Annotated in this window: 22 protein-coding genes; all 22 read right to left on the bottom strand. The window is 46.6% G+C overall.

Annotated features, from left to right (window positions below; translation table 11 throughout):
* Window positions 1-145: 145 nt before the first annotated feature.
* The 22 genes from JJQ88_RS00950 to flhA all read right to left on the bottom strand — a co-directional run bounded on the left by JJQ88_RS00950 (window position 146) and on the right by flhA (window position 26,384).
* Window positions 146-4,474: a PolC-type DNA polymerase III gene (locus tag JJQ88_RS00950; RefSeq protein WP_210363855.1), complete on the bottom strand. Its 4,329-nt coding sequence runs from the start codon at window positions 4,472-4,474 to the stop codon at window positions 146-148.
* A 163-nt stretch (window positions 4,475-4,637) separates the two neighbouring features.
* Window positions 4,638-6,341: a proline--tRNA ligase gene (locus JJQ88_RS00945; protein WP_210363854.1), complete on the bottom strand. Its 1,704-nt coding sequence runs from the start codon at window positions 6,339-6,341 to the stop codon at window positions 4,638-4,640.
* 219 nt (window positions 6,342-6,560) lie between these two features.
* Window positions 6,561-7,823 (bottom strand): RIP metalloprotease RseP, encoded by a 1,263-nt coding sequence (gene rseP, locus JJQ88_RS00940; RefSeq protein ID WP_210363853.1) that lies wholly within the window; start codon window positions 7,821-7,823, stop codon window positions 6,561-6,563.
* A gap of 61 nt (window positions 7,824-7,884) precedes the next feature.
* The gene (locus JJQ88_RS00935) at window positions 7,885-9,027 is read right to left on the bottom strand and encodes a 1-deoxy-D-xylulose-5-phosphate reductoisomerase (RefSeq protein ID WP_210363852.1); all 1,143 of its coding nucleotides are present in this window, start codon (window positions 9,025-9,027) and stop codon (window positions 7,885-7,887) included.
* Window positions 9,028-9,076: 49 nt separating this feature from the next.
* Complete coding sequence (locus JJQ88_RS00930; protein WP_210363851.1) at window positions 9,077-9,865, bottom strand: phosphatidate cytidylyltransferase; 789 nt, start codon at window positions 9,863-9,865, stop codon at window positions 9,077-9,079.
* Window positions 9,866-9,884: 19 nt separating this feature from the next.
* Entirely contained in the window at window positions 9,885-10,661 is a 777-nt protein-coding gene (locus JJQ88_RS00925; protein WP_210363850.1) for an isoprenyl transferase, read from the bottom strand.
* Window positions 10,662-11,138: 477 nt separating this feature from the next.
* The gene (gene frr, locus JJQ88_RS00920; protein WP_210363849.1) at window positions 11,139-11,696 is read right to left on the bottom strand and encodes a ribosome recycling factor; all 558 of its coding nucleotides are present in this window, start codon (window positions 11,694-11,696) and stop codon (window positions 11,139-11,141) included.
* A complete protein-coding gene (gene pyrH, locus JJQ88_RS00915) occupies window positions 11,696-12,421 on the bottom strand; it encodes a UMP kinase (protein ID WP_210363848.1) in 726 nt (241 codons plus the stop codon). Before pyrH ends, frr begins: the two co-directional genes overlap by 1 nt.
* A 79-nt stretch (window positions 12,422-12,500) precedes the next feature.
* Window positions 12,501-13,385, bottom strand: a complete 885-nt coding sequence (gene tsf / locus JJQ88_RS00910; protein WP_210363847.1) for a translation elongation factor Ts — start codon at window positions 13,383-13,385, stop codon at window positions 12,501-12,503.
* Window positions 13,386-13,506: 121 nt separating this feature from the next.
* Entirely contained in the window at window positions 13,507-14,220 is a 714-nt protein-coding gene (gene rpsB, locus JJQ88_RS00905) for a 30S ribosomal protein S2 (protein WP_210363846.1), read from the bottom strand.
* A 145-nt stretch (window positions 14,221-14,365) separates the two neighbouring features.
* Window positions 14,366-14,941 carry a hypothetical protein gene (locus JJQ88_RS00900; RefSeq protein ID WP_210363845.1) on the bottom strand — a complete coding sequence of 192 codons (576 nt, stop codon included), beginning with the start codon at window positions 14,939-14,941 and terminating at the stop codon, window positions 14,366-14,368.
* Window positions 14,942-14,955: 14 nt separating this feature from the next.
* Window positions 14,956-15,267, bottom strand: a complete 312-nt coding sequence (locus JJQ88_RS00895) for a hypothetical protein (protein ID WP_210363844.1) — start codon at window positions 15,265-15,267, stop codon at window positions 14,956-14,958.
* Between the two features lie 15 nt (window positions 15,268-15,282).
* Window positions 15,283-16,656, bottom strand: a complete 1,374-nt coding sequence (locus tag JJQ88_RS00890; RefSeq protein ID WP_210363843.1) for a DUF342 domain-containing protein — start codon at window positions 16,654-16,656, stop codon at window positions 15,283-15,285.
* A gap of 16 nt (window positions 16,657-16,672) precedes the next feature.
* Window positions 16,673-17,434 (bottom strand): FliA/WhiG family RNA polymerase sigma factor, encoded by a 762-nt coding sequence (locus JJQ88_RS00885; protein ID WP_210363842.1) that lies wholly within the window; start codon window positions 17,432-17,434, stop codon window positions 16,673-16,675.
* Window positions 17,435-17,510: 76 nt separating this feature from the next.
* The gene (locus JJQ88_RS00880) at window positions 17,511-18,008 is read right to left on the bottom strand and encodes a chemotaxis protein CheD (protein WP_210363841.1); all 498 of its coding nucleotides are present in this window, start codon (window positions 18,006-18,008) and stop codon (window positions 17,511-17,513) included.
* Window positions 18,001-18,636: a chemotaxis protein CheC gene (locus JJQ88_RS00875; RefSeq protein ID WP_210363840.1), complete on the bottom strand. Its 636-nt coding sequence runs from the start codon at window positions 18,634-18,636 to the stop codon at window positions 18,001-18,003. The genes JJQ88_RS00880 and JJQ88_RS00875 overlap by 8 nt, the downstream gene beginning before the upstream one ends.
* Before the next feature lie 33 nt (window positions 18,637-18,669).
* Window positions 18,670-19,110, bottom strand: coding sequence for a chemotaxis protein CheW (locus tag JJQ88_RS00870; RefSeq protein WP_210363839.1), 441 nt, complete (start codon window positions 19,108-19,110; stop codon window positions 18,670-18,672).
* A 51-nt stretch (window positions 19,111-19,161) separates the two neighbouring features.
* Window positions 19,162-21,204: a chemotaxis protein CheA gene (locus JJQ88_RS00865; protein ID WP_210363838.1), complete on the bottom strand. Its 2,043-nt coding sequence runs from the start codon at window positions 21,202-21,204 to the stop codon at window positions 19,162-19,164.
* 19 nt (window positions 21,205-21,223) lie between these two features.
* On the bottom strand, window positions 21,224-22,324 hold the full coding sequence (locus JJQ88_RS00860; RefSeq protein ID WP_282597642.1) for a protein-glutamate methylesterase/protein-glutamine glutaminase: 1,101 nt from the start codon (window positions 22,322-22,324) through the stop codon (window positions 21,224-21,226).
* 1 nt (window position 22,325) lies between these two features.
* Entirely contained in the window at window positions 22,326-23,201 is an 876-nt protein-coding gene (locus JJQ88_RS00855; RefSeq protein ID WP_210363836.1) for a MinD/ParA family protein, read from the bottom strand.
* The gene (gene flhF / locus JJQ88_RS00850) at window positions 23,194-24,351 is read right to left on the bottom strand and encodes a flagellar biosynthesis GTPase FlhF (RefSeq protein ID WP_210363835.1); all 1,158 of its coding nucleotides are present in this window, start codon (window positions 24,349-24,351) and stop codon (window positions 23,194-23,196) included. The genes JJQ88_RS00855 and flhF overlap by 8 nt, the downstream gene beginning before the upstream one ends.
* Window positions 24,348-26,384, bottom strand: coding sequence for a flagellar biosynthesis protein FlhA (flhA, locus tag JJQ88_RS00845; protein ID WP_210363834.1), 2,037 nt, complete (start codon window positions 26,382-26,384; stop codon window positions 24,348-24,350). Before flhA ends, flhF begins: the two co-directional genes overlap by 4 nt.
* Window positions 26,385-26,410: the final 26 nt, after the last annotated feature.

Here is a 26,410-nt window from a genome sequence, read left to right as displayed (position 1 = left end):
CTTTAGCCCAAAGGTGCCAATGAAAAGCTGTTTTCTAAAAGATTGTTGTTTTCTGAGTCATTCAAAGAGAAACAAATAGTTCGAAAACGTTTATTGGAACAGGCTGACATATAGCATTTTCTGTTCGAAAAAACGGGTACAGCAGTTAAAACAAACTCAGTTGGTTCTGGTCCGGCATGTCCTGTAAACAGCCATGGTTGTCCAGGTATTCGAGAATTGTCTTTGAAATCTTTCCTCGCTGCTGCAAATCTTCCTTGGAGAGGAATTCACCCTGTTCACGCGCTTTTACAATATTAATCGCTGCGTTTGTTCCTAGGCCGGGAATCGAGTTGAACGGAGGGATCAATGAGTTGCCCTCAATGATGAACTCGGATGCACTGGATTTATAGAGATCAACGTGGGCAAAACTGAATCCGCGTTCGCACATCTCAAGCGCAAGCTCCATTACCGTCAGAAGGTTCTTTTCTTTCGTTGATGCCTCTAGACCCTTGGCGTTGATTTCCTCTATCGTCGCCCGGATGCTTTCAGAACCGCGGACCATTGCTTCAACATCAAAATCATCGGCTCTAACCGTGAAATATGCTGCGTAGTAAAGAAGCGGATGGTGCACTTTAAAATAGGCAATCCTTACAGCCATCAATACGTAGGCAGCGGCATGAGCCTTTGGGAACATGTATTTTATTTTTTTGCAAGAATCGATATACCATTCTGGCACATTGTTTTTGCGCATTTCCTCTTCCATTTCATCAGTCAGGCCTTTTCCTTTACGGACTGATTCCATGATTTTGAAAGCGAATGCGGGCTCAAGCCCCTGATAAATCAAGTAAACCATGATATCATCACGGCAGCCGATTACTTCGCTCAGGTTACAGATATTATTATGGATCAGTTCCTGGGCATTTCCCAGCCATACATCCGTCCCATGTGAAAGCCCGGAAATCTGGACAAGCTCGGAAAAGGTTGTCGGCTTCGTATCCTCGAGCATCTGGCGCACAAAGCGCGTCCCGAATTCAGGGATTCCAAGCGTCCCCGTCTTGCACATGATCTGTTCTTCTGTCACGCCAAGTGGTTCCGGGCCGCTGAAAATCTTCATGACCTCGGGATCGTCTGTCGGGATCGTCTTGGGATCAATGCCGCTCAAATCCTGGAGCATCCTTATGACCGTCGGATCATCGTGCCCGAGGATGTCTAGCTTAAGCAAATTATCATGGATGGAATGGAAGTCAAAATGGGTTGTCCTCCACTCTGATGTATTACTGTCTGCCGGGAATTGAATCGGTGAAAAATCATAAATATCCATATAGTCCGGTACAACGATTATGCCTCCCGGATGCTGGCCGGTCGTCCTTTTCACTCCGGTACAGCCTGCCGCAAGACGGTCAATTTCAGCACCGCGAAGAGATAGATTGTTGTCTCCCTGATAGCCTTTTACATAACCATACGCTGTTTTATCCGCAACTGTGCCGATTGTTCCTGCTCGATATACGTAATCTTCGCCAAAAAGCACCTTTGTGTAATTATGCGCGCGAGGCTGGTATTCACCCGAGAAGTTCAGGTCGATATCCGGTACCTTGTCCCCCTTGAAACCCAGGAAGGTTTCAAAAGGAATGTCGTGCCCGTCCTTCTTATATTTTATGCCGCATTCCGGGCAATCCTTATCAGGAAGATCGAACCCGGAACCAACCGAGCCATCATTGAAGAACTCCGACTTTTTGCACTTAGGGCAGACATAATGCGGCGGCAGCGGGTTGACTTCGGTGATTTCGGTCATTGTCGCTACGAACGACGACCCTACCGAACCACGAGAACCAACGAGGTACCCGTCATCCAATGACTTTTTAACGAGTTTGTGCGAAATTAAGTAGATGACCGCGAAGCCATGGCCGATGATGCTTTTCAACTCTTTCTCCAGCCTTGCTTCGACGATCTCCGGCAGCTCGTCCCCGTAAATTTTCCTTGCCATGCTATAGCTCATGTTACGCATTTCTTCGTCTGCGCCTTCAATCTTTGGCGTGTAGAGGTCATCTTTGATTGGCTTGATGACATCGACCATATCTGCTATCTTGTTCGTGTTTTCCACGACGATTTCCTTTGCTCTCTCCGCCCCAAGGAACTTGAAGGCATCCAGCATCTCATTCGTCGTCCGGAAATGGACATCCGGGAGTTCATGACGGTTGAGCGGGTTCGCTCCGCCCTGTGAGCTGATCAGGATTTTGCGGTAAATCTTATCATTTTCATTCAAGTAATGGACATTGCCTGTCGCGACGACTGGAATTCCAAGCTTGTCGCCAAGCTTTACAATGTTCGTGATGATTTCCTCCAGCGCTTTTTCATCCCGCACAAGCTCCAGTTCAAGCAAGTGGGCATAGACCTGCTTAGGATGGACCTCGAGGTAATCATAGAATCGAGCGATTTCTTCGACCTCTTCGGGACCCTTTTGCATCATTCCTTCAAAAACTTCCCCTTTATCGCAGCCTGATCCAATGATGATTCCTTCGCGATGCTTGCTCAGCACAGACCTTGGAATCCTCGGGACCCTGTAAAAATAATCGATATGCGAGATGGAAACAAGCTTGAAGAGATTCTTCAATCCGGTATCATTCTGTGCAAGCAAAGTAGCGTGGTATGGCCGGGCCCTCTGATAAGCTTTGCCCTGGCCCATGTTATCATTCAGCTGGTCATGGTACTCGATGCCCTTTTCAAGCGCATCCTTCAGCATCCGGACTAGTAGGTATCCAGTTGCCTCGGCATCATAAATCGCCCGGTGGTGCTGGGTCAATTCAATGTCGAATTTTTTCGTCAATGTGTTCAAGCGGTGGTTCTTCATGTCTGGATAGAGGAAACGGCCGAGCTCTAGTGTATCGATGACGGGATTCGCTGCTTTTTCCAATCCGACCTTTTGGTAGCCGACATTCAGGAAACCCATATCGAACGAGGCATTGTGGGCAACGAGAACGCTGTCTTCGATCCAGTCATGGAACTTCATCAGCACTTCGCTGACTTCGGGAGCGTTGCGGACCATGTCGTCTGTGATCCCGGTTAAATTGATTGTCGTTGCTGACAGCCGGTGATGAGGGTTGGCGAATGATTCAAAGCGGTCGATGATTTCCCCTTCGCGGATTTTGACTGCGGCAAGCTCGATGATTGTATCATAAACCGCTGACAGTCCCGTCGTCTCAACGTCAAAGACAACATATGTATCCTCAGCAAGCAGGCGATGTACCTCATTATAGGCAATTGGCACCCCATCATCGACGAGGTTAACCTCCAATCCATACAGGATCTTGATATCATTTTTCTTCCCGGCTGCGTAGGCATCAGGAAAGGACTGGACAACAGCATGGTCGGTAATCGCGATTGCTTTGTGTCCCCATTTTGCTGCCTGGCCGACAAGGTCCTTCACTGAAGTGACGGCATCCATCTGGCTCATCGGTGTATGGAGATGGAGCTCGACGCGCTTCTCTCCTTCGGGAGCAGTATCCATCCTACCCTTTGGCTTGATTTCGTTGATGTCATTTCCAATCATGACAAGATCACGTACGAACGTATCGTTCTGGATGCTTCCCCGCACTTTCAGCCACATTCCTTTAGACACCCGCTGAAAGAGGGCAGCGTCCTCCTTGTCGCGCGAGAACATCTTGACCATGATGGAACTTGTATAATCAGTGATTTTGAATGTCAGCAAAGTGCGCCCGCTTCGAAGTTCCTTGGTTTCCGCAAAGAAGACATATCCTTCAATCGCAACCCTGCGCTCTTCATCAACGATATCCTCAAGCCTGCGGAAATCGGCGTCATCCTTGATTGTCAAGCCGATCGTAAGCGGTCCGTCATATTGTCCCGGGTCGCCCTGAGCTGCTTTTTCGGCTTCCTTCTTCTGCATTTCGATCATCGCCATCAGGCCGCGTTCCTGGTCTTCCTTCTCTTTCTCTTTGACGAATCTCTCATATTCGTCAGAACCAGCGCCTTCCTTGATCTCATAATCAATCGTGAGCATCGGGAAACCAAAGCTCTGGTAGATATCTGAAATGATGCTGCCGTATTTTCTTTTAATCGCAAGGCCCTCTGTTTCATTCCTCGCGTCCAGGATAAGCTTAGCTCCCTGCACCTTTGGGTTCTGTTCGGAGAGAAGCTTAAGGAGTGGCGGCGAAATGCCGTCGATTTCCTTGATACAATCCTGCCAGTAATCAACGATATCCTGCTCGGTGAATGACTGCTCCTTTACCTTGACTGTATAGGATATATTGGCGATATGAGAAAAAGCCCTCTGAAGCTCAGTCGTGAACCGGCTGTACAGCTTGCATGGAATCAGCTTTTCAAAATGGAAATAAAAATGCCACTTCCTTGCCTGCTTTTCGATGACGACTCTGTCAATCTCGGCATTGGCAAAGTAGGGGACAATCGCATCCTCCGTTAACTGCAGCTGCTGCAGCAAGAGCTGGAACCTTTCTTTTTTCCCTGAGGAAAGGTTGCCCATATTCATCTCACCTCTCTGTAAAACATTGAAAATCTCTCTGTCAAAACTTCTTTTTGAATTGCTTCAAACACTCATGATTATAACACAAAACCATAAGGCCATTATTCCTGTTTGGAGACTGAATTCCTTAAAAAGCGGGCCCCGGTCAGGGCCCGCCACTGGATTACAAATCAAGTAAAATATTTTTGATTGTTTCTGCAAGGCTGTCTTTGTGGACTTCCTGCATTTCCCCTGTCTTGCGGACCTTCACTTCGACGATTCCTTCGCCTGCTTTTTTGCCGACCGTAATCCTGACAGGAAGGCCGATCAGGTCGGAATCGGCGAATTTCACACCCGGACGTTCCTGTCGGTCATCCATCAGGACCTCAAACCCAGCTCCCTGCAAACCGCCATAGAGTTCTTCTGCCAGCGCGGATTGATCGGCATCCTTCATATTGACAGCGATCAAGTGGACATCGAATGGAGATACGCTAAGCGGCCAAACAAGTCCTTTGTCATCATTGAACTGTTCCGCAACAGCAGCCACCGTCCTTGAAACACCGATGCCATAGCAGCCCATGATCATAGGCTTTGCCCGCCCATTTTCATCAAGGAACACTGCATCCATCGCTTCACTATAGCGCGTTCCCAGCTTGAAGACATGTCCAACCTCGATGCCTTTGGCAAAAACGATCCTTCCCTGGCCATCAGGTGAGGGATCCCCTTCCTTGATGAAGCGGAAATCAGCATACGCACTTACCTTGAAATCACGGCCCGGGTTCACATTTAGATAATGATACTCTTCTTCATTTGCGCCACATACGCCGTTGACAATCGATTCAACTGCCTGGTCCGCCACAATTTCGATGTTCTCTGCCCCGACAGGACCGAGCGATCCGACTGATGAACCCAGTATTTCTTTTGTCACCCCAGGTTCAGCAAGTTCAACTGCTGTTGCTTCAAAGAAGTTTTTGAGTTTGATATCATTTACTTCATGGTCTCCTCTGACAAGGACGAGCACATAGCGGTCATCCACCCTGAAGAGGAGCGATTTGATGCATTGCTGCGGCTCAGCCTTCAGGAATGTTGAAACATCATCAATAGTCTTATTGTTTCCTGTATGGATCTTTTCAAGTTCTTTTGCCGGTTCAGAGCTTTTTTCATAATCAGCAATGACAGGAGCCATTTCAATATTGGCTGCGTAGCTTGATGTATCCGAGTAAGCAATGGTGTCCTCTCCGATTTCTGAAAGGACCATGAATTCATGCGTATCCTTTCCACCCATCGCTCCTGAGTCAGCAATCACCGATCGGAAATTCAAGCCGCAGCGCCTGAACACATTGGTATAAGCCTGGAAGATCCGTTGATAAACTTCGTCAAGGCTTTCCTTCGTTGCATGGAAGGAATAGGCATCCTTCATGATGAATTCACGGCCGCGCAGCAAACCGAAACGCGGACGCTTTTCATCACGGAATTTTGTCTGGATCTGATAAAGTGTCAGCGGCAGGCGTTTATATGACTTGACTTCATCACGTACAAGGCTAGTGATCACTTCTTCGTGTGTGGCCCCAAGTGCGAATTCACGGTCGTGGCGGTCTTTCAACCTCATCAATTCCGGTCCATATGAATACCATCTGCCTGACTCCTGCCAAAGCTCTGCCTGTTGCAGCGCTGGCATCAGCAATTCCGCAGCTCCGGCATTGTTCATTTCTTCCCTGATGATCGCTTCTACCTTTTGGAGGACCTTCCTTCCCAAAGGCATATACGAATACACACCGCTGGCATTCTGGCGCATAAAACCCGCACGCAGGAGCAGCTGATGGCTTTTGATTTCGGCATCTGCTGGCACTTCTCTTAGAGTAGGAATTAGTGTCATGCTTTGCTTCATAGATAAACACCTCATTAGATATATAGGAATTCTTTAAAAAAAGCTCTTGAATCATAACCGTCAAGATTTGGACTGAGGGATCCATATCCTCATCTTCCAGGGAACGAATCCTCATTAAGGTGATGCCCATCACTATGTCTCAAATGGACGCAGTAAAAAATGGACCTGCCCGGTACAAGCCCGGACAGGAACGAGACTGCATTCAATGCCATTTCAATATTAAAGGAAGAACCTCTGGATGTCATTCCACGTGACTACAAGCATCAGGAGCATCAAAAGGGCAAAACCAATGAAATGGACCATCCCTTCCTTCTGCTTGTCAACCGGCTTCCCTCTTAGTGCCTCGACGGCGAAGAATGTAAGCCGCCCGCCATCTAATGCCGGGAATGGAAGCAGATTCATGATTCCAAGGTTAATGCTAAGGATCGCTGCCCACTTCATCAGGTAAAAGATGCCCGACTTAGCCACCGTGTCGGTAGAAACATATATCCCAACCGGACCTGACAGCGCGTCGATCGAAAATTGGCCAGTAATCAGTTTTCCAAGCATCGAAAATATTTCTGTTGTCCAGAAATACGTTTCCTTCACTCCATAAGGAATGGATTTCAAGGGGGATTTTTCGACAGGACTGTACACACCAATCAGCCCGATTTTCTCCCCTTCTATATCCTTCACTTCTGGTGTTACCGGAATCTCCATTTCCTTCCCTTCGCGTGTGATTGAAAAATCAAGTTCTTTTCCAGGGTTCTTCCGAATGATTTCAACGACATCCGTCCAATTCGAAACTTCTGAGCCTTCGACACTATTGACTTTATCCCCTTCCTGTAATCCTGCTTTAAGCGCAGATCCGTCTGGAGTCAACTTGCCAAGGACTGCTTCATTTGAAGGGATTCCCTGTAAAAGGGCCAAAAGGATGAAAATGACCATCGCTAGCAGGAAGTTCATCATAGGACCTGCAAAAATAGCCATAGTTCTCTGGCCAAGGGTTTTCGAACCGAATTGCCTGTCGTAAGGAGCGATTTGGGTTTCAACCCCATTCTCCACAAGAACAGCCGTCTTGCTGATCGGGAATTCTGACTGCCCGGAATTCTCTTCTCCTTCTTCGTATCCCCTAATGACCAGACCGTGTTCGATATCAGCCTTCTCGACCTCTAATATCCGTGCATCCGGATATTTGTCCTTATTATTAAGGATGATCTTGGAAACTTTTTCTTGATCATCGAATAGCAATCCAACCCTGTGGCCGGGCTTGATCTCAATCATTTCCGGGTCCTCGCCTGCCATCCTGACGAATCCACCGATCGGAAGCAGCCTTATGGTATAGACCGTTTCATTCTTTTTATGGGAAAAAACCTTTGGGCCGAACCCGATTGCGAATTCACGGCATAAAATGCCAGCCCGTTTGGCAAAAATCAAGTGTCCTAATTCGTGAAAGAATACAAGGGCGCCAAATATGACAATAAAGGCAATGACTGTATTCAAATTATCTAACCACCTTTTTTAAGGATAAGAATGCACTTTTTCCAAGCCTGAAAACCATTGCTTATAAAAATGATGTTACAAGCATCCTTGTTTCTTTATCAACTTCCTGGATCATTTCCAGGCTTGGATTCTGTGTGATTTCATGGGAGTCCATTGCTTTTTCGATCAAGTCTTCAATTTGCAGAAAAGTGATCTTGTCTTCCAAAAAGGCGGCCACTGCAGCTTCATTTGCTGCATTCATCACTGCGGGCATAGTTCCGCCGGCATTTCCGGCTTCATATGCGAACCTTAGGCAGCGGAAGCGCTCAAAGTCCATTTCCTGAAAGTGGAGCTTCCCGATTTCCGCAAGGTTGAGCCGCTTGCCAGATACGAGAGGGGACCTATCAGGATAGGTCAATGCATACTGGATCGGCACTTTCATGTCAGGTGTCCCCAGTTGGGCAATGATGCTTGTATCATGGAACTCCACCATAGAATGGATGATGCTTTCACGATGGAGCAAAACTGAAATCCTGTCGTATGGCAAGGAAAACAGCCAGTGCGCTTCGATGACTTCCAGCCCTTTGTTCATCATTGTTGCTGAATCAATCGTTATCTTGGCACCCATCGACCAGTTTGGATGGTTTAGGGCATCCGCTTTAGTTACCCGCTGCAGCTCCCCTCTCATACGGTCCCTGAAGCTTCCCCCTGAAGCCGTCAGGATCAGCCGTTCGATGTTCCGAGGATTTTCTCCCTGCAAAGCCTGGAATATGGCTGAATGTTCACTGTCCACCGGCAATAGGTCAACTCCATGGCGTTTCGCTTCTTCCATGACAATGTGTCCTGCTGTCACCAATGTTTCTTTATTTGCGATTGCAATTGTTTTTCCGGCTTTTATTGCTTCAAGTGTCGGCTTTAGCCCTACACTGCCAAGAACGGCATTCACTAGTATATCCGCTTTATCGAAAACGGCCGTCCCTTCAAGTCCGGCACTCCCATAAACGAATTTCACTCCAGGAAATTCAGCCTTCAAGGTCTCAGAGTCTTTTTTTTCCTGGACTGAAACAAGCTCTGGCTTGAACTCAGGAATGATTTTCCGGACAAGCTCCAGATTCCTGCCTGCAGACATTGCCACTAGCTCAAACAGGTCCTGGTGTTCCCTTATGACATCGAGTGTCTGGATTCCAATCGATCCAGTAGCACCTAACAAACTTATTTTTTTCACGCATTTCACTCCTAATATAACCAAGCGGGGGGGGACGCCCTCCCCGGTCTTATAACAAATGGAATAGATGAATTAAGGGCCACACGAACAGCAAGCTGTCAAACCTGTCCAGCATGCCTCCGTGGCCAGGCAGGATCCTGCCTGAATCTTTTACATTATAATGCCTTTTCATAGCAGATTCCACCAGGTCCCCAACCTGTCCGAAAACAGACAGGAAAGCTGTCGCAATGATCAGCAGGAGAACCGATACGTCCATATCCGCAAAGACACTGAATAAAACGGCTACGACAAGGGCAGAGGCAATACCGCCAAAGAATCCCTGGATTGTCTTGTTCGGGCTGATTTCCGGCCAAAGCTTCTGTTTGCCAATCGCACGTCCGATGAAATAAGCTCCAGAATCGGTTGCCCAAATGATGAAAAGCGAATAGAAAACAAATGTCAGGCTTTCATCCCTTGTCTCGATGAAAAAATAAAAACCTATCCCGACATATAAAACAGAAAGAAGGGTGAAACCAACTTCTTCGAATGTAAAACGATTCTTGGTGATGACGGTATAGGCCAGTAGCAGCAAAACGCCAAAAATGAACAATTCCATTTTTGTATACTTTAAACCGTCAAACAGTTTTTCGTATTGCGCAGGCACCATGAAAACCCACAGCATTGCCAGCGCTAAAATCCCGGGTACAGAATACAGCTTAAGCCGGCGCATCCTCAATGCTTCAAATAAGGCAATAGCCGCGATCAAATAGGTCATCGCGACAAATGGAAGTCCCCCATAAATGACTATTGGGAGGAAAATGGCTGCAGCGACCACAGCGGTAATGATTCTTTGCTTCATCTAAATACTCACACCTTTTTTATACTCCTCCAAAACGCCGCTGGCGGCCCTGGAATGCTTCGATTGCTTCGAGAAAATGTTCTTCATTGAAATCAGGCCATAGCACCTCAGTGAACCAGAACTCAGTATAAGCGAGCTGCCAGAGCATGAAATTGCTCAGCCGTATTTCGCCGCTCGTCCTTATGAGGAGGTCAGGGTCACCCAGGTTCCTGGTCATCAAGTATGAGGAAAAAACTTCCTCATCGATTTCATTTTCATTTATTATACCATTTTTAATATCGTTTAAGACCTGTTTGACACCTTCGATAATCTCTGCCCTGCTCCCATAGTTCAGGGCGAAATTGAGTGTCAGGCCGGTATTTTCTCTCGTATCTTCCATCGCTTTTCCAACTGCTTTCTTTGTATGTTCCGGCAGTTTATCCATATAGCCCATCATATCGACGCGGACATTTTCTTCGATCAATTCAGGCAAATAGGTGCCGAGGAACTCTTCAGGCAGTTTCATAAGGAAGTCGACTTCCATTTTTGGCCGCTTCCAATTCTCAGTCGAAAAAGCATATACCGTTAGGGTTTTGATACCCAGTTCATTTGCGAGCCTGGTTATTTTCTTGACTACCTTCATTCCTTCGTGATGACCCGCTACCCTTGGCAAGGCACGCTTTTTCGCCCAGCGTCCATTGCCATCCATAATGATGGCTACATGTCCCGGGACTTCATGTTCTTTTATTTCATGAATACGCTCCCGGAGGCTGGAAGAAGGATTGTTGTTCTTCCATGGATTGATTTTATTTAACATTAGGACAGCTCCCCCAAAATAGGATTATCTTTAGCTGTGATGACATAGGAATAAATGTTGCCGATGTGCTTTTTCTTCTATTTCCACATGCTCCTATCATACCAAAAAAGAAAAAAGATATCTCTATAAAAAGACTATGTAAAAGGCGAGGGAAACAGAATCAGAGACGGAGTTTATGTATTCTGGTTTGGAAGGCTGGGAACTCATCCAACTGGCAAAGGAAGCTCGCCCTCTTGCGGCGAGCCTGAAGGCGATGACAGTGTGGTTCAGCGTGAAAATGGCCTGATTGATTATTACAATGGCGGAAGCCCTGGTACCAATTCTTTTTCTCTTGTGCTTCATCCTTTAAATTGCGGCTTGGCCAGATTCTTTCCAAGAGAAAAAGGATTTATATAGAGAAAAAACCCCCTGTAAAACAGAGGGTTTCCAGGCTGATTGCGAAATCAGCCCATTCAGGCGCCATTCCTGCCAAACATTTTATACTTCTAAAATTTCTTTTTCTTTTTCTTTCGTGATTTGATCGATTTTTGCAATATGCTCGTCTGTTACCTTCTGAATATCATCAGCATAACCCCGGTGTTCATCTTCGGTGATTTCACCGTTTTTCTCGAGCTTTTTCAAATCATCGTTTGCATCGCGACGGATATTGCGGACAGCGACCTTCGCATCCTCTGCTTCTTTTTTGACTAGCTTTGCCAGTTCCTTACGTCGTTCTTCTGTTAGCTGCGGAATCGAGATTCTGATCACGGAGCCATCATTTGATGGATTCAGGCCAAGATCGGATTTCAGGATCGCTTTTTCGATTTCGCCAAGGATGGACTTATCGTATGGCTGAACGACAAGCAGACGGGCTTCTGGAACAGAAATCCCGGCAAGCTGATTGACAGGTGTCGGGGCACCATAATAGTCTACCTGGATCCTGTCAAGCAATGAGGCATTGGCTCTTCCAGCGCGGATGCTGGCCAGTTCGCGGGTATAGGCCTGGATAGCTTTGGACATTCTTTCTTTTGCATTAGCAATTGCTTGTTTCGGCATTAGTTTTTCCCCCTCACAATTGTTCCGATTGTATCGCCCATAACGGCTTTCTTAATGTTGCCCTGCTCCATAATGGAGAAAACGATTAATGGAATATCATTGTCCATGCATAAAGACGAAGCGGTTGAATCCATCACCGCCAATCCTTCCTTCAAAAGATCGAGATAAGAAAGCTGATCATATTTTTTAGCATTCTTATCAACCCGAGGGTCGGCAGAATAAACGCCGTCGACATTGTTCTTGGCCATCAGAATCACATCGGCTTCTATCTCGGCCGCACGCAATGCAGCAGTTGTGTCTGTCGAGAAGTATGGATTTCCAGTGCCAGCAGCAAAAATGACGACGCGTTTTTTCTCAAGATGCCTGATCGCTCTCCTGCGGATATACGGTTCAGCCACCTGCCGCATTTCTATGGAAGTTTGGACCCTTGTCTCGATTCCCACTTGCTCAAGGCTATCCTGCAAAGACAGGGAATTCATGACTGTTGCTAGCATGCCCATATAGTCCGCGGTTGCTCTGTCCATTCCCATTTCCTCACCGATCTTGCCTCGCCAGATATTCCCGCCGCCTACTACCACCGCGACTTCCACACCAAGTTCAGCAATCTCTTTTACCTGGTCTGCAACATTTTTGATCACGGACGGATTGATGCCAAATCCTTGCTCTCCGGCTAAAGCTTCTCCACTTAACTTCAATACCACACGTTTGTATTTTGGGCTGGTCATAGGGTACCTCCATATGTAATCTCTATAGCTATGTCCAAAAACAGGGAACACATAGTGTTCCCTGGAAATTGAATGGTCTTTACTTCTTGTTTACTTGGTTCATTACTTCTTCAGCAAAGTTATCTTCGCGTTTTTCGATTCCTTCGCCAACTTCGTAACGAGTAAACTCACGAAGCGTCCCACCTTTTGATTCAACAAACTGGCGTACCTTTTGGTCAGGATTCTTAACAAACGCCTGGTCGAGAACACAAACATCCTCGAAATATTTGCTGAGGCGGCCTTCAACCATCTTGGCAACGATGTTTTCTGGCTTTCCTTCATTCAGCGCTTGCTGTGTAAGGATTTGACGTTCATGCTCAATTTCTTCCTGGGAAACTTCGTCACGGGAAACATATTTAGGGTTCAGTGCAGCAATGTGCATGGAAACGTCTTTTGCCGCAGCCTCGTCTGTCGTTCCTTCAAGAACGGAAAGCACGCCAATACGTCCACCCATGTGAAGGTATGAACCGAAAACGTCGTTATCAGTCTTAGTCTTGATTTCGTAACGGCGAAGAGAAAGCTTTTCCCCGATCTTAGCGATAGCGGAATTGATGAGGCTTTCTATTGTTTCGCCATTCTCGGTTGTCTGGTTCATTGCTTCTTCAACTGTAGCAGGCTTGTGCTTAAGAAGGTGTTCAGCAAGGTCCTTCACAAGCACTTGGAATCCTTCGTTCTTTGCAACGAAATCTGTTTCGGAGTTCACTTCAAGAATGACTGCTTCATTGCCTTTTGTCAGGATGTAAGTAGTTCCTTCTGCAGCGATTCGGTCAGCTTTCTTAGCTGCTTTAGCGATCCCTTTTTCACGAAGGAAATCGATCGCTTTTTCCATATCGCCATCTGTTTCCTGAAGCGCCTTTTTGCAGTCCATCATTCCTGCGCCGGTTTTTTCACGCAATTCTTTAACCATTTGTGCCGTAATTGCCATAATGAATTCCTCCTAAGAAATCATGATTATGTAGCTTTACCATTATTTTAACTTCAATTCATGAAGCTAAACCTTTAAAAAAAGGTGATAAGGGGTGCTTCCCTGTATCACCTTTTTTAAATTAAGCTTCTACAGTTTCTTCTGTAGTTTCTTCGCCTTGCTTAGCTTCGATAATAGCATCAGCCATTTTGGAAGTAAGCAATTTAACTGCACGGATCGCGTCATCATTCGCTGGGATGACTACATCGATTTCATCCGGGTCACAGTTTGTATCGACGATTCCGACAATCGGAATGTTCAATTTACGAGCTTCAGCCACCGCGATGCGTTCTTTGCGAGGGTCGATGATGAATAGAGCATCCGGAAGGCTCTTCATGTCCTTGATTCCGCCTAGGAATTTCTCTAGACGCTCTTGTTCTTTCTTCAATTGAACGACTTCTTTCTTCGGAAGGACTTCGAAGGTTCCATCTTCGGCCATTTTCTCGATGCTCTTAAGACGAGCGATACGCTTTTGGATTGTTTCGAAGTTTGTTAAAGTACCTCCAAGCCAACGCTGGTTGACATAGTACATGCCAGACCGAGCAGCTTCTTCCTTGACAGAATCCTGGGCTTGTTTCTTAGTACCTACGAAAAGGACAGTTCCACCGTTAGCAGCAAGCTCCTTCACGTAGTTGTATGCTTCTTCAACCTTCTTTACTGTCTTCTGAAGGTCGATGATGTAGATACCGTTACGCTCAGTGAAGATATATTTCTTCATCTTCGGGTTCCAACGGCGAGTCTGGTGACCGAAATGCACACCAGCTTCAAGCAGTTGCTTCATAGAAATTACTGACATTGTATTTCCTCCTAATGGTTTTGATTTCCTCCGCTCAAGTCATTTTCTGCCAGAAACTGTAGAACACAGCACCAACTGACTGAATCATTGAACGTGTGTATTAACACCAAGAGATAATATAGCATATTTAAAACCGACAATCAAGTTATTCTTTGCCATTTTGATGAAATTTGAGCAAAAGTTCAATCTCTGTTTTCCCTTTATTAAGCTTACGGGCAATTTCTTCTATCGTAAGACCTTCCTTTTTCAATTCAAGCACCTGTTCAATGGAGGGACGCTGATCCGCTGTTTCTTGTTGAGCCGATTCCGGGTCATCCGGAATCGGCGCAGGGAATGCTTCTTCTCCAGGCGGGAAACGGAAGGCATTCTGCTCATATGCTTTCCTTGCGGCCTGATAAGATACTCCGCTTTCTTTCCTTATTGATGATTCCACTGTCGCTTCCTTCAGCGCCTTCTGCTCCTGGCCCACTCCGTATTCATGAAGCTTTTCAGCTTCAGTTCCCTCTCCGGAAGCAGTTTCTTTGATCAATTCGATGAGCTTTTCATTTTCATCCTTCATCTCAAGCAAGTATGCAGAAAAGACCTCTTCAATATCCTTGATGATCCTGCCTTGCTGCTTTTCCTCTTCGAACAGGCGGTTCTGCCTTAAATATAACAGAATGATGGCAAAGATTGCAGTTGCATTCAATATCAGGCTGGCCAATAATAGTAACGCGGTCATATCATTCCATCCCCCTATCCGCTGTAGTCTATTACTCTTCCCTTATAGGGGTGTTGCTGCTTACCCTTTTTATGGTCCTTTTTCTTCGTATCCCGGCTGGCTTCCTCACTGGATTCCTGTCCGCCGCCATCCTCTTTGTTCAATCTTGCTTCCTGCTTTTGATCATTCTTGATTACTGTCTTGCGTTTTAACTCTTCTTCCTTCGTCACACTTTGTGCCGCTTGTTCCTGAAGGTGTTGTCCCCGCTGCTGTAACTGTTCCTGGATTTTGCCGGCTTCATGTGTCCTTGGGAGGGCAACCTGCAATTCAATCGCTTTGAGCGTCATCCCGACACGTCCTCATCAGTGGATTTTCACAGCGCCATCTGCTGGATTAACATTTACCTCACCATGTTCAAGGCTGAAGATGACCTTTTCATACATCTTATTTGTCATAAAGGCATATTTCCCAAAGTAAACCTTTACATTGGGAAATGCTTTTCCGAACACCCATAAGGTAGAATTCTGCTTTTCGATCTTTTCAGCGTGCAAAGTTTCCAATTCTCTTTTCATTTCAGCTGCTTGCTTTTCGAGGTCTAACCTGGTTACTTGCTGCTTATGCAGCATTTGTTTCTGTTCAGCGTTCAGCCTCCCCTGCAATTTGGCGATCTCTGACAGTTTGGATTCGATCGAAGCAAGCTTTCGGATATTCTCATCGACGGCCACAAGTGATTTCAAAGTGTCCTGTTCCCTTTTTTCCAGGGCTGGATCCCAGCCGACGGCCAGCTCAGTTTTCGTGAAAAGCTCATTGCCTAAATCCTTGACAAGGATAATTCTCCCGGCCGTGAGGGTTCCGCCGATGATTTTTCCGTATCGGCAGTCAACATTCCCGCCGGCATTCACACTGCTATGGAGAATCGATGTTTTTATGTATAGATCCTGACCTGCCCTCACGGAAGCCTGGTTCAGGTAATTTGCCTGGATATTTCCTCCGGCCAATACCTTCCCTTTCATGCCGCCTGCAATCCCGCCATCGACAATGATATTCCCCTCAGCTTCAAGGATCGCTGCTTCGACCATCCCGTTTATCCTGATGTCCCCGCCCGCTTTCAGCTCATAGCCGCTTGGCACATTCCCATGTATGGTAATATTCCCGACAAAATCAATATTTCCAGTTTTCAGGTCAAGGTCGCCTTTCACCTCAAAAACAGGATTGACAGAGATCGTTCTTTTGGTAATGCTGACCTCGCCATCGACCGCAGCATAAAAACGCCCTTCCTTTTGGACAACGTTTTTTCCAGCCCTTACCCGGAGGGGGCGGCCAGGCTTGGCCATGATCGGCTGGCCAGTGACATCAACGCCATTTTCACCATGTCCTTCCAAGACCACCGTCGCAAGCAATTGTCCTTGTTTAACGGAGGGAATACGCATCACGACCCTGAAATTGAAATGTTCTGTGCCCGGTGCATCCATTTCTTTTATCTCATTGCGCAAATAAGCATCCGAACCATTTTGTGGTGCCACACCTTCCGCTATGACGACAGGAAATGCAATCGAAGCAGGGTCTGCAGCAACCTGCTTCAGTACTTCAGTCTTAACCCCATGAACGATTTTCTGCTCTGCCAGGAGTTCCGCCAGATCATCCATCGAAATGGCGGCATCCCCTTCCCCCTGCCTCAAATCCAATTCAGCTTCCAAACGGTTCCTGGCCAATTTTATTTCAAACACCCGTCCCATTAATATCCCCTGCCCGTTACACTTTTTCAAGCCATTTCCTTAACTTGAAAATAGCTTTTGAGTGGATCTGTGAAATCCTTGACGTCGATAACTCCATTACCTGGCCGATTTCAGTGAGTGTAAGCTCTTCTTTGTAAAACAAACTTAGCACAAGCTGTTCTTTTTCATTCAAGTGTGAAATCATTGCTGTCATTTCTTCGATCAGTTCATTCTTTATGATTCTCTCCTCAGGGATTTCCGATTTTTCATCCCGGATGGCAAATGAGTGATTGTCACGGTTATCATGTTCATTCGGCTGTTCGTCGATGGAGAGGACATTCGCGAAGAAATGTTCATTGATTGTGGAATAAATATCTCCCACATCTGTCTCCAATTCCTCTGCAATCTCTTCAACGGTAACATTACGCATATATTTTTGTTCCAGCTTTTCCGTTGCAGCGTCAATTTTTTTGGCTTTTTCCCGCGTGCTCCTTGGCAGCCAATCTTCTTTTCTCAATCCATCAAGGATCGCCCCTCGGATACGGAAAGATGAGTACGTATCGAATTTCAAATCACGCTTTGGATCGAACTTCTCAAGGGCGTCATAAAGTCCAATCATGCCGAGACTTTTAAGGTCGTCCCTTGATACGCTTTTTGGAAGGCTTACAGCTATTCTTTGCACATGATAGGAAACAAGCGGCATATATTTTTTGATCAGCAAATTACCTGCCTCTGAATCACGGGATTGAACCCATCTCTCCCATGTCAATTGCTCTTCCAAAGTAGAACCCCGTACCATTGTATCCCTCCTCATGCATACTGCCGTATTATTCTCGATGGCGTTGTCCAACCTTTCCCCGGCAATGCTATGATCGCTATATTTCACTATTACCTTTATTGACTGTCCTTATTTGCATCAAACCCGTTTTCGGGTCGAATTCGATTGTCCTGCCGTTATTTCCGCCGACGTCCTTTGCGACTACCGGTATTCCAAGCTTCTTAAGTTCATGCAAGACTGCCTCTACATTGCGGGGACCGATCCTCATCATGTCATTGCTTCCGGCGAACTGGAACATCTGGGCACCGCCCGCAAGCTTCGCTTTCAAAGCAGGATGCCGTGAACCAAGCTTAAGCAAATGGGAATAGAGTTCCTTTACAGCAGTATCGGCGTATTTCGCCTTATTGAGAGATCCGGACCTTAACAAGGATGAGTCAGGGAGCATGACGTGAGCCAGCCCCGCCACTCCCTTTGTTTGATCATACAGTACGACTCCTACACAGGAACCCAGTCCTGTCGTCCTGATCAAATCAGGTGATGTCACTGTATTCAAATCGGCTATGCCGACTTTCACGATTTCAGCAGTCCTATACATTGCTTGATACTCCCAATGCTTTGAAAATCGTCCCGAAAGAATCCGGGTCAGGGAGAAGAAAGAAATGTCCCTTCACCTCATCGATCTGGCTTCCCTGGTCATTCAATGCCGTATCAATGACAATCGCGTAATCGCCGACCTGGGAGAGCTCGAGCAATCCAATGCTGATGACCGCACCCGCCATGTCAATGCTTAATGCTGGGACGGACGGGTGAAGATTCAGCTTTGTAAAATCCGACAAGGATGAAAGGTAAGAACCAGAAAGGATATTCCCGAGCTCCTGCAAGGCGGAGAAAGCCAGCTCATTCACATCGCTGTCCCTGAATGAAAACGCCTGCTGGCCAATCAGCTTGCCGATGAACCTTTCCGCCTGGTTCAAGGGAAGGATGAAGAACATGCTTCCGGGCGCATCCCCCTCAATTCTCAGGAAGACGCCCGCAACCACGCTTTCTGCTCCCCCTGCAAGCTCCATGACTTCGTCAAAGCTGACAACACGTACACTCGGCACTTTCATCTCGATTTTTTTATCCAGCATTGTGGAAAGGGCGGTAGCAGCGTGGCCAGCGCCGATATTGCCAATCTCTTTTAATATATCAATGTGCAAATCGGTAATTTTATTGAGCAACATAACGTTAATCCCTTCCTGAAAAGAAATCGAAGCTTATTTTTTTTCAAGGATGCTTTCAAGTTCAATCAAGATTAATAGCCTTTTATCTATCTTTGCTACTCCATTGATGAATTCCGCAGCTGCAGTACCAACAATTTCCGGTGCAGGTTCAATCAAGCTGGACGGGATATCGATGACATCATTCGCACCATCCACAATCAATCCAACTTCTACGTCGGCAACAGAGACGATGATCACTCTTGTGTTGTCTGAGTAAGGCTGTTCTTCAAGATTGAATCTCACTCTCAGGTCAATGAGCGGGGTAACGACTCCTCGGAGATTCATTACCCCCTTTACAAAAGGCTGTGTATTGGGAACCCTCGTAAAATGCATGATTTTTTCAATCGCTTTCACCTGGCTGACAGGTATGGCATATTCTTTGTCATTGAGCTGGAAGACAATTGCTTTCATATCTGAAACCATTGTTTCAGTCATATCCTTCACTCCTATTCCATCTTCGTCCAAGGTTTTGATCCTATGGGCACTCTATTTGATGAGGGCATTGCAATCAACAATCATTGCAACCTGGCCGTTCCCCAGGATCGTTGCTCCGGAAATCGCGAATACATTCGTCAAATAGTTACCCAACGATTTCAGGACGACCTCCTGCTGGCCAATGAATGAATCAACCACGAGCCCTGCCATTTTTTCGCCCTTGCGGACAAGGATCACGGAATGGAATTGATCATTCTGCTCGTCTGACGGAACTTCAAAAACGTCCTTCAAGAACAGCAGCGGAACAACCTTGCCCCTGAAATCAATGACCTTTTGATTATGGGCATTCATGATGTCAGAATCTTTAACGATTGCCGTTTCGATGATTGAAGAAAGAGGGACAGCGAATTTTTCATTCGCGATTCCTACTAACATGACTGAAATGATCGAGAGCGTAAGCGGCAGCTGGATCGAGAACACTGTCCCCTTGTTTTCTGCTGAATCAATCGATATCTTTCCGCCAAGTGATTCAATCGTGTTCTTGACGACATCAAGCCCAACGCCGCGCCCGGAAATATCCGATACTTTCTCAGCAGTCGAAAAGCCAGAAGACAGGATGAATTCATATACCTGCTGGTCAGTGAGACCTGCTGCAGACCGCTCATTGACAAGTCCTTTGCTGATCGCTTTCTTCAATACTTTATCCCTGCTGATCCCAGCCCCATCGTCTTCGATTTCAATGAAAACATGGTTCCCGCTGTGATAAGCGCGAAGAAAAACCGTTCCTTCCTCGTTCTTGCCTTTCTTCCTCCGGTCTTCGGGTGACTCAATTCCATGATCGACTGAATTACGCAGAAGATGGACGAGGGGATCCCCTATTTCATCGATGACTGTCCTATCCAGCTCTGTTTCGGCCCCGATGACTTGAAGATTGATTTTTTTATCCAAGTCCCTCGCAAGCTGGCGAATCATCCTCGGGAACCGGTTGAATACTGTTTCAACCTGGACCATCCTCATGTTCAGAATGATATTCTGAAGGTCTCCGGAAATCCTTGTCATACGCTCGACCGTTTCAGTCAGTTCAGGATTCTCAAGATCCTTAGAGATTTGTTCAAGGCGTCCCCGATCAATGACAAGCTCTTCGAACAGATTCATCAAGATATCCAGGCGTTCAATATTGACCCGGATTGTCTTGCTGCTCGTCTGCTTTGTACTTTTTGTTTCCGTTACAGGTGAGGTTTCCTTTCCTGGCCCTCTCGCTACTTCGGTTTCTTTGTCCGGATCCTCCACGATTTGTGCATCAGTCTGCTCCCTTTCATTTTCTGTTTGTTTTGACTGCTCCAGATCAATATCCCTGACCTCAGTCTTCGACACTTCAGAAACCTTCATGATTTTAGCTTTAATCTCTTCCGGATTTTCTTTCGAAACAATCGTTACAGAGAATTCCTGGTCAAATTGCTCCTCCTCAAGCTGTTCGACTGAAGGGACTGCCTTGATGATTTCGCCAATCTTTTCAAGAACTTCGAAAACCATGTATACCCTGGCAGCTTTTAAAAGGCAATCCTCCCGCAAAGCGATGGTAATTTCAAAAACACCGAATCCCTGATCCTTTGATTGCTTCAATACAGTCAGCTCGAATTCATCAAAACCAGCAAGGCCTGGGGATTCGGCAATGGCCGCAGCTGTTTCGGATCTTGACGGTTCACTCATGTGCTCACCCATCTCAATCCTTTTCAGCTTATCAACAGCTTCGGAAACATCCCTTTTGCCGTCCCCTCCGGCAGCAATTGATTCAACCATGTCCTCAAGGTGATCGACAGCAATGAAGATGACATCGAGGATTTCTGGTGATGTCTTGATCCTGCTGTTCCGGATTCCATCCAAGACATTTTCCATTTGATGGGTAAGGCTTGCCAGGTCTTCAAAGCCCATTGTCGCCGACATTCCCTTCAATGTGTGGGCTGACCTGAAAATTTCATTGATGATGGTCAAATCATCTGGATTTTTCTCAAGTTCCAGCAATTGTTCGTTACAGGCCTGTATATGTTCTTTGCTCTCTTCTATAAAAACTTCCAAATATTGATTCAACTCCATGTGCAGCGCACCTCCGGCCTCAAATATACTTCATGATTGATTCTGCGATATTCTCAAGATCCGCAACTTCGTCTACCAAATGAGTAGCAATCGCGGACTTTGGCATCCCAAAAACGACGGACGTATTTTTCGACTCCGCAATCGCTTTGACTGCCTCGCTTTTCTTTAATTGAACCAGCCCTTTTGCACCATCCGACCCCATTCCCGTCATGATGACTGCGACTTTATCAATATTCCTGATTTTCGATATTGATTCAAACATCACATCGACAGATGGCCTGTGCCCATTGCGGGGTTCCGATGTGCCAAGACTGATAGCCAGGCTTGTCCCGACTTCCTTTACCTCGAGATGCAACCCACCGGGAGCGATATAAGCGACTCCCTTTTTGATTAACTCCCCGTCCTCAGCTTCCTTGACTGTAATCTGGCTTAAAGAGTCAAGGCGGTTCGCAAGCGATTTCGTGAAGCCCGCAGGCATATGCTGGACAACGAGGATAGGTGCATCGATATCCTTTGGCAGTAAAGTCAGCACCTGCTGGAGCGCCCTTGGACCGCCAGTTGACGTTCCAATGCAGATCAGCTTTTTTGTGTTTCCATGCTGCTGGGTTGCCTGATACCGGATCGATCCCTTCCCTTTGGGAATTGGATCAGCGAATGGAGCGTTTGGTTTACCGGGAAAGTCCGGCTGCTTTTTTGTCCCTGTTTTGATCCCTGACAGATTCGCTTTGCTTGCTGATCGAACTTTCTCGATCAGGTCTGCCTTGATTTTATGGAGGTCGATGGAAATCGAACCTGAAGGTTTGGTTATGAAGTCGACCGCACCGGCCTGAATCGCATGGAGCGTTGTATCAGCTCCTTCTCTCGTAGTGCTTGATAGCATGACGACAGGGGTTGGTTTTTCCTGCATGATTGCCTTTAAAGTTTCAAGGCCGTTTAAAACCGGCATTTCAACGTCCAGCGTAATGACATCCGGTTTCAAAGCCTTCCACTTTTTAATAGCATCTTCCCCGTTCCTCGCCGTCCCAATTACCTCCAGCTCAGGATGTTCTGACAAGAAGTCACTGATCAGTTTCCGCATGAAGGCTGAATCATCGACGACAAGAACTTTGATTTTTGTCAATTCAAGATCCCTGCCTTCCATACAGGAATTGCTTCAGCCGGGCTGTAAAACTTTTAGGCTCTTTCCCTGCTGTTCCTGTGCCGATATTGGCCAGATACTTTTCGGCTATCAAAGCCATCCCTTTTGAGGCTTGCGATTTACCATTGAAAGTCATAAAGGGAATCTGCCTTTTTACTGCTTCATGGACACTTTTGTCATCCGGAAGGATCCCTAGCCCTACCGGCGAACGACTAAGGAACCTTTCGAGGACCTCGCCGAGCCGCGACAATGTTTCGTTTCCTTCCCGGGGCGAACCGGCTCGGTTCACTATCAGAAAGAAAGGCAGAGTGGGGTCCGCAAGATGGATATATTTCATCGTTGCATATGCGTCCATGATTGCTGTTGGCTCCGTTGTTGTGATGACAAAGATTTCGTTAACCGCCAGAAGGATCGAGAGTGTTTCTTCATTCATCCCGGCACCCATATCGAAAATCAAATAATCATACCTTTTCAGCATCTCACTGAGGCTGTTGGTGAAATAGTCTACAGCTTCCTTGTCCATCCTGATCAGTTGGCTTAAACCTGTCCCGCCCGAGATGTAATCAATTCCTTCGGGGCCACTGAAAACTACCTCTTCAAGGTAGGCGTTTCCTGATAAAAAATCAGCAATCGAATAAGGGGAGGTTTTGCCTATTAAAATCTCGATGTTTCCCATCCCGATATCAAGATCGAATAGCAAAACTTTTTTTCCTTTCCGGGAAAGCGATATCGAAAAATTCAGCGAAAAATTCGATTTTCCAACCCCTCCCTTTCCACTGACGACAGCGATTGTCTTTGCTTCTTTTGTCATGCTGCTTTGTTTCAGCCTGTTCCTTAATTTTTCCGCCTGGTCATTCATATGATCTGGCTCCGAGGATTGTTTCTGCGATGATTCCAGGAGACGCCGCTATCAAATCATCTGGAACGTCTTGACCATTCGTCAAATAGGCAGCTCCTGTTGAGAATTTGTTGATCATATTCAGCATCGAACCATGCATTGCTGTTTCATCCAGCTTTGTGAAAATGAATCGATCAATCGCGATTAAGGAAAACTGTCTGTATATCTCTTCCATATCCCTCTGTTTTGCAGTTAAGGAAAGAACAAGGAATGTTTCCATTTCATGGCCGAAGTCAATCGCCCTCTTTAAGTCCTCAACATATTTCTTATTCCTGAAATTCCTGCCGGCGGTGTCAATGAAAATATGATCATATTCATCGAACTTATCCGCTGCTTCTTTAAAATCCTCAAGGTTGTAGCAAACCTCAATCGGGACATCAAGGATCCCGGCATACGTCTTCAACTGCTCAATGGCAGCAATCCTGTAAGTATCGGTAGTGATGAAAGCAACCTTCTTGTTATGTTTCAATACACTTTCAGCAGCTATTTTTGCCAGTGTAGTAGTCTTTCCTACACCTGTTGGCCCGACAACATTGATGAATTTTTTCCTGAATGTCAACCCGCCAAATGAGTAGTTTGATAGCTTTCCCTTTATCTCTTCAGCACACCATTGCCTTACTTTTCGCTCCTCTTCTGCAGCACCGCTAACGTACCATCTTTCTAGGAGGCTGGCAGTTAGTTCATTTATATACTCTGGATCGACCTCCTGGCCAGCCAGCCATTCTACCTGGCTTTTGATGGGAGCTGGCAGTGGGACTGCCAGTTTGTTTTCCAGACCGGTGTCCTGCAGCATTTCCCTCAACTGGGAAATTTCCTTCAACAACTCGTTATCTTCCTGATTCCCGGCAGCTCTCCGCTCCTCGGGCACCCTGCTTTGCTGACTGCGGAATGTCCCAGGTTCGACCCTTTCCTTGGCATGCTGCCTTGGGGACGATGTTAATTCGGGGTCAATCGCGGCAATGACCTCAATGCTATTCTTTTTGAAAAGACCAAAAAATCCGTGACTCTGTAACGTCTTGGAGTTCAGGATCACTGCATCGCTTCCCAATTCTGACCTTACTTTCATCATCGCCTCAGGCATGGATGACGCTGTATATTTCTTTACTTTCATTCCACATTCACCACCCCGACACTTTGGACTTCTACATTTGCTTCTAGTTCGTTATAAGACAGCACAGGAATTTGCGCAAAATAGCGTTCTGTCAATTGACGCACATACATCCTGACCGCAGGCGAGCAAAGGAGGATGGGGGTCTGCTCCATCAGGCTCAGCTGCTCGACCTGACTGGCGACTGATTCAAGAATGCTCTGTGAAACCCCTGGATCCAGCGACAGATAGTTTCCATGCTCTGTCTGCTGCACACCCTCTGCTATCAATTTTTCAACCCGGCCAGACAGCGTAATGACTTTCATTGTTTCATCTGCCCTTGCATACTGGCTCGTAATTTGCCTTGCAAGCGCCTGGCGGACATATTCTGCGAGTATTTCTGTATCATTAGTTACTTTACCGTAATCAGCCAGTGTCTCGAAAATGACAGGCAGGTTCCTGATCGAGACATTTTCCTTCAGCAGCTTGGCAAGCACCTTCTGAATTTCGCCGACTGATAGGGGAGTTGGCGTTGCTTCCTCTACAAGAATTGGGTAGCTTTCCCGCAGATGGTCAATCAGCTGTTTCGTTTCCTGTCTTCCTAAAAGTTCATGGGCATTCGCTTTAATGACCTCAGTGATATGTGTGGAAACAACCGACGGAGGATCCACGACTGTATAGCCGAAAATTTCTGCCTGTTCTTTCATTTCTTCTGTAATCCATTTCGCAGGAAGGCCGAAGCTTGGCTCGATTGTCTCGATTCCTTCGACGCCGTCCTCCTCAACTCCTGGGCTCATCGCCAGGTAATGGTCGAGAAGCAATTCTCCTCTGGCCATCTCATTCCCTTTTATCTTCAGCCTGTATTCGTTTGGCTGGAGCTGGATGTTATCGCGGATCCTGACCACCGGAATCACTAGCCCAAGTTCAATGGCAAGCTGTCTTCTGATCATGACGATCCTGTCAAGGAGATCTCCCCCCTGGTTTGCATCGGCAAGCGGAATGAGCCCATAGCCGAATTCAAACTCGATTGGATCGACATTCAACAGGTTGACAACACTTTCCGGGCTTTTCATCTCATCCATCTGGATTTCTTCTTCCATCTCTTCAAGCTGCTGCCGATCAGGTTCAGGCACCCGTGAGAAAGCATATCCACCAGCAACCATCAAAGCTGCAAGCGGAATGGTCAGCAAATCATAAATCGGCGTGAACAAGCCCAACAGGAAAATCGTCGCTCCTGCAACATACAGCATTTTGGGATAGGCCAATAGCTGTGATGTAATATCAACACCGAGATTTCCATCTGAAGCAGCCCTAGTGACAACGATCCCGGTCGCAGTTGATATCAGCAATGCAGGAATCTGGCTGACAATGCCATCTCCGACAGTCAAGAGCGAATACCTTGACGCTGCATCGCCAATGGAAAGCCCCTGCTGTGTCATGCCGATCACAATCCCAAAAATCAGGTTGATGATGACAATGATGATACCGGCAATCGCATCCCCTTTGACAAACTTGCTGGCACCGTCCATCGCTCCATAAAAATCGGCTTCCCTGCTGACTTTTTCCCGGCGTTCACGCGCTTGCTGCTCGGATATCATCCCAGCGTTCAAATCGGCATCGATGCTCATTTGCTTCCCAGGCATCGCATCCAGCGTGAATCTAGCGGCAACTTCCGAAACACGCTCCGATCCTTTGGTAATGACGATGAATTGAATGATGATCAGAATCAGGAAGACGACCATCCCGACAACGACATTGCCGCCGACCACGAAGGTCCCGAACGTCTCTACCACTCCTCCTGCTTCACCCTTGGATAGGATGGAACGTGTAGTGGATACGTTCAGGCCGAGACGGAAAAGCGTCAGCAGCAAGAGCAGTGAAGGAAATACCGAAAATTGCAACGGCTCCGTCATATTCATTGTGTTCAGCAGCACAAGAAGCGCGACTGAAATATTGACCATGATCAGGACACTGAGCAGCCATGATGGAAAAGGAATGATCAACATAGCTACGATTAAAATGACACTAAGCAGGACAGACAGGTCTCTTGCTGACATACTTTTTCTCTCCTAACACTGCATAC

The organism is Bacillus sp. REN3, assembly GCF_017912555.1.
In the GTDB taxonomy this organism is placed as follows: Bacteria; Bacillota; Bacilli; order Bacillales; family Cytobacillaceae; genus Mesobacillus.
This window is presented reverse-complemented; position numbering and strand designations above follow the sequence as displayed.

Excerpts from the sequence above, each read along its gene's own strand:
- JJQ88_RS00950 (WP_210363855.1), bottom strand. The coding sequence starts at position 4,474 with ATGGGCAACCTTTCCTCAGGGAAAAAAGAAAGGTTCCAGCTCTTGCTG.
- JJQ88_RS00945 (WP_210363854.1), bottom strand. The coding sequence starts at position 6,341 with ATGAAGCAAAGCATGACACTAATTCCTACTCTAAGAGAAGTGCCAGCA.
- JJQ88_RS00930 (WP_210363851.1), bottom strand. The coding sequence starts at position 9,865 with ATGAAGCAAAGAATCATTACCGCTGTGGTCGCTGCAGCCATTTTCCTC.
- JJQ88_RS00925 (WP_210363850.1), bottom strand. The coding sequence starts at position 10,661 with ATGTTAAATAAAATCAATCCATGGAAGAACAACAATCCTTCTTCCAGC.
- frr (WP_210363849.1), bottom strand. The coding sequence starts at position 11,696 with ATGCCGAAACAAGCAATTGCTAATGCAAAAGAAAGAATGTCCAAAGCT.
- pyrH (WP_210363848.1), bottom strand. The coding sequence starts at position 12,421 with ATGACCAGCCCAAAATACAAACGTGTGGTATTGAAGTTAAGTGGAGAA.
- tsf (WP_210363847.1), bottom strand. The coding sequence starts at position 13,385 with ATGGCAATTACGGCACAAATGGTTAAAGAATTGCGTGAAAAAACCGGC.
- rpsB (WP_210363846.1), bottom strand. The coding sequence starts at position 14,220 with ATGTCAGTAATTTCTATGAAGCAACTGCTTGAAGCTGGTGTGCATTTC.
- JJQ88_RS00900 (WP_210363845.1), bottom strand. The coding sequence starts at position 14,941 with ATGACCGCGTTACTATTATTGGCCAGCCTGATATTGAATGCAACTGCA.
- JJQ88_RS00895 (WP_210363844.1), bottom strand. The coding sequence starts at position 15,267 with ATGACGCTCAAAGCGATTGAATTGCAGGTTGCCCTCCCAAGGACACAT.
- JJQ88_RS00890 (WP_210363843.1), bottom strand. The coding sequence starts at position 16,656 with ATGGGACGGGTGTTTGAAATAAAATTGGCCAGGAACCGTTTGGAAGCT.
- JJQ88_RS00885 (WP_210363842.1), bottom strand. The coding sequence starts at position 17,434 with ATGGTACGGGGTTCTACTTTGGAAGAGCAATTGACATGGGAGAGATGG.
- JJQ88_RS00880 (WP_210363841.1), bottom strand. The coding sequence starts at position 18,008 with ATGTATAGGACTGCTGAAATCGTGAAAGTCGGCATAGCCGATTTGAAT.
- JJQ88_RS00875 (WP_210363840.1), bottom strand. The coding sequence starts at position 18,636 with ATGTTGCTCAATAAAATTACCGATTTGCACATTGATATATTAAAAGAG.
- JJQ88_RS00870 (WP_210363839.1), bottom strand. The coding sequence starts at position 19,110 with ATGACTGAAACAATGGTTTCAGATATGAAAGCAATTGTCTTCCAGCTC.
- JJQ88_RS00865 (WP_210363838.1), bottom strand. The coding sequence starts at position 21,204 with ATGGAGTTGAATCAATATTTGGAAGTTTTTATAGAAGAGAGCAAAGAA.
- JJQ88_RS00855 (WP_210363836.1), bottom strand. The coding sequence starts at position 23,201 with ATGAATGACCAGGCGGAAAAATTAAGGAACAGGCTGAAACAAAGCAGC.
- flhF (WP_210363835.1), bottom strand. The coding sequence starts at position 24,351 with ATGAAAGTAAAGAAATATACAGCGTCATCCATGCCTGAGGCGATGATG.
- flhA (WP_210363834.1), bottom strand. The coding sequence starts at position 26,384 with ATGTCAGCAAGAGACCTGTCTGTCCTGCTTAGTGTCATTTTAATCGTA.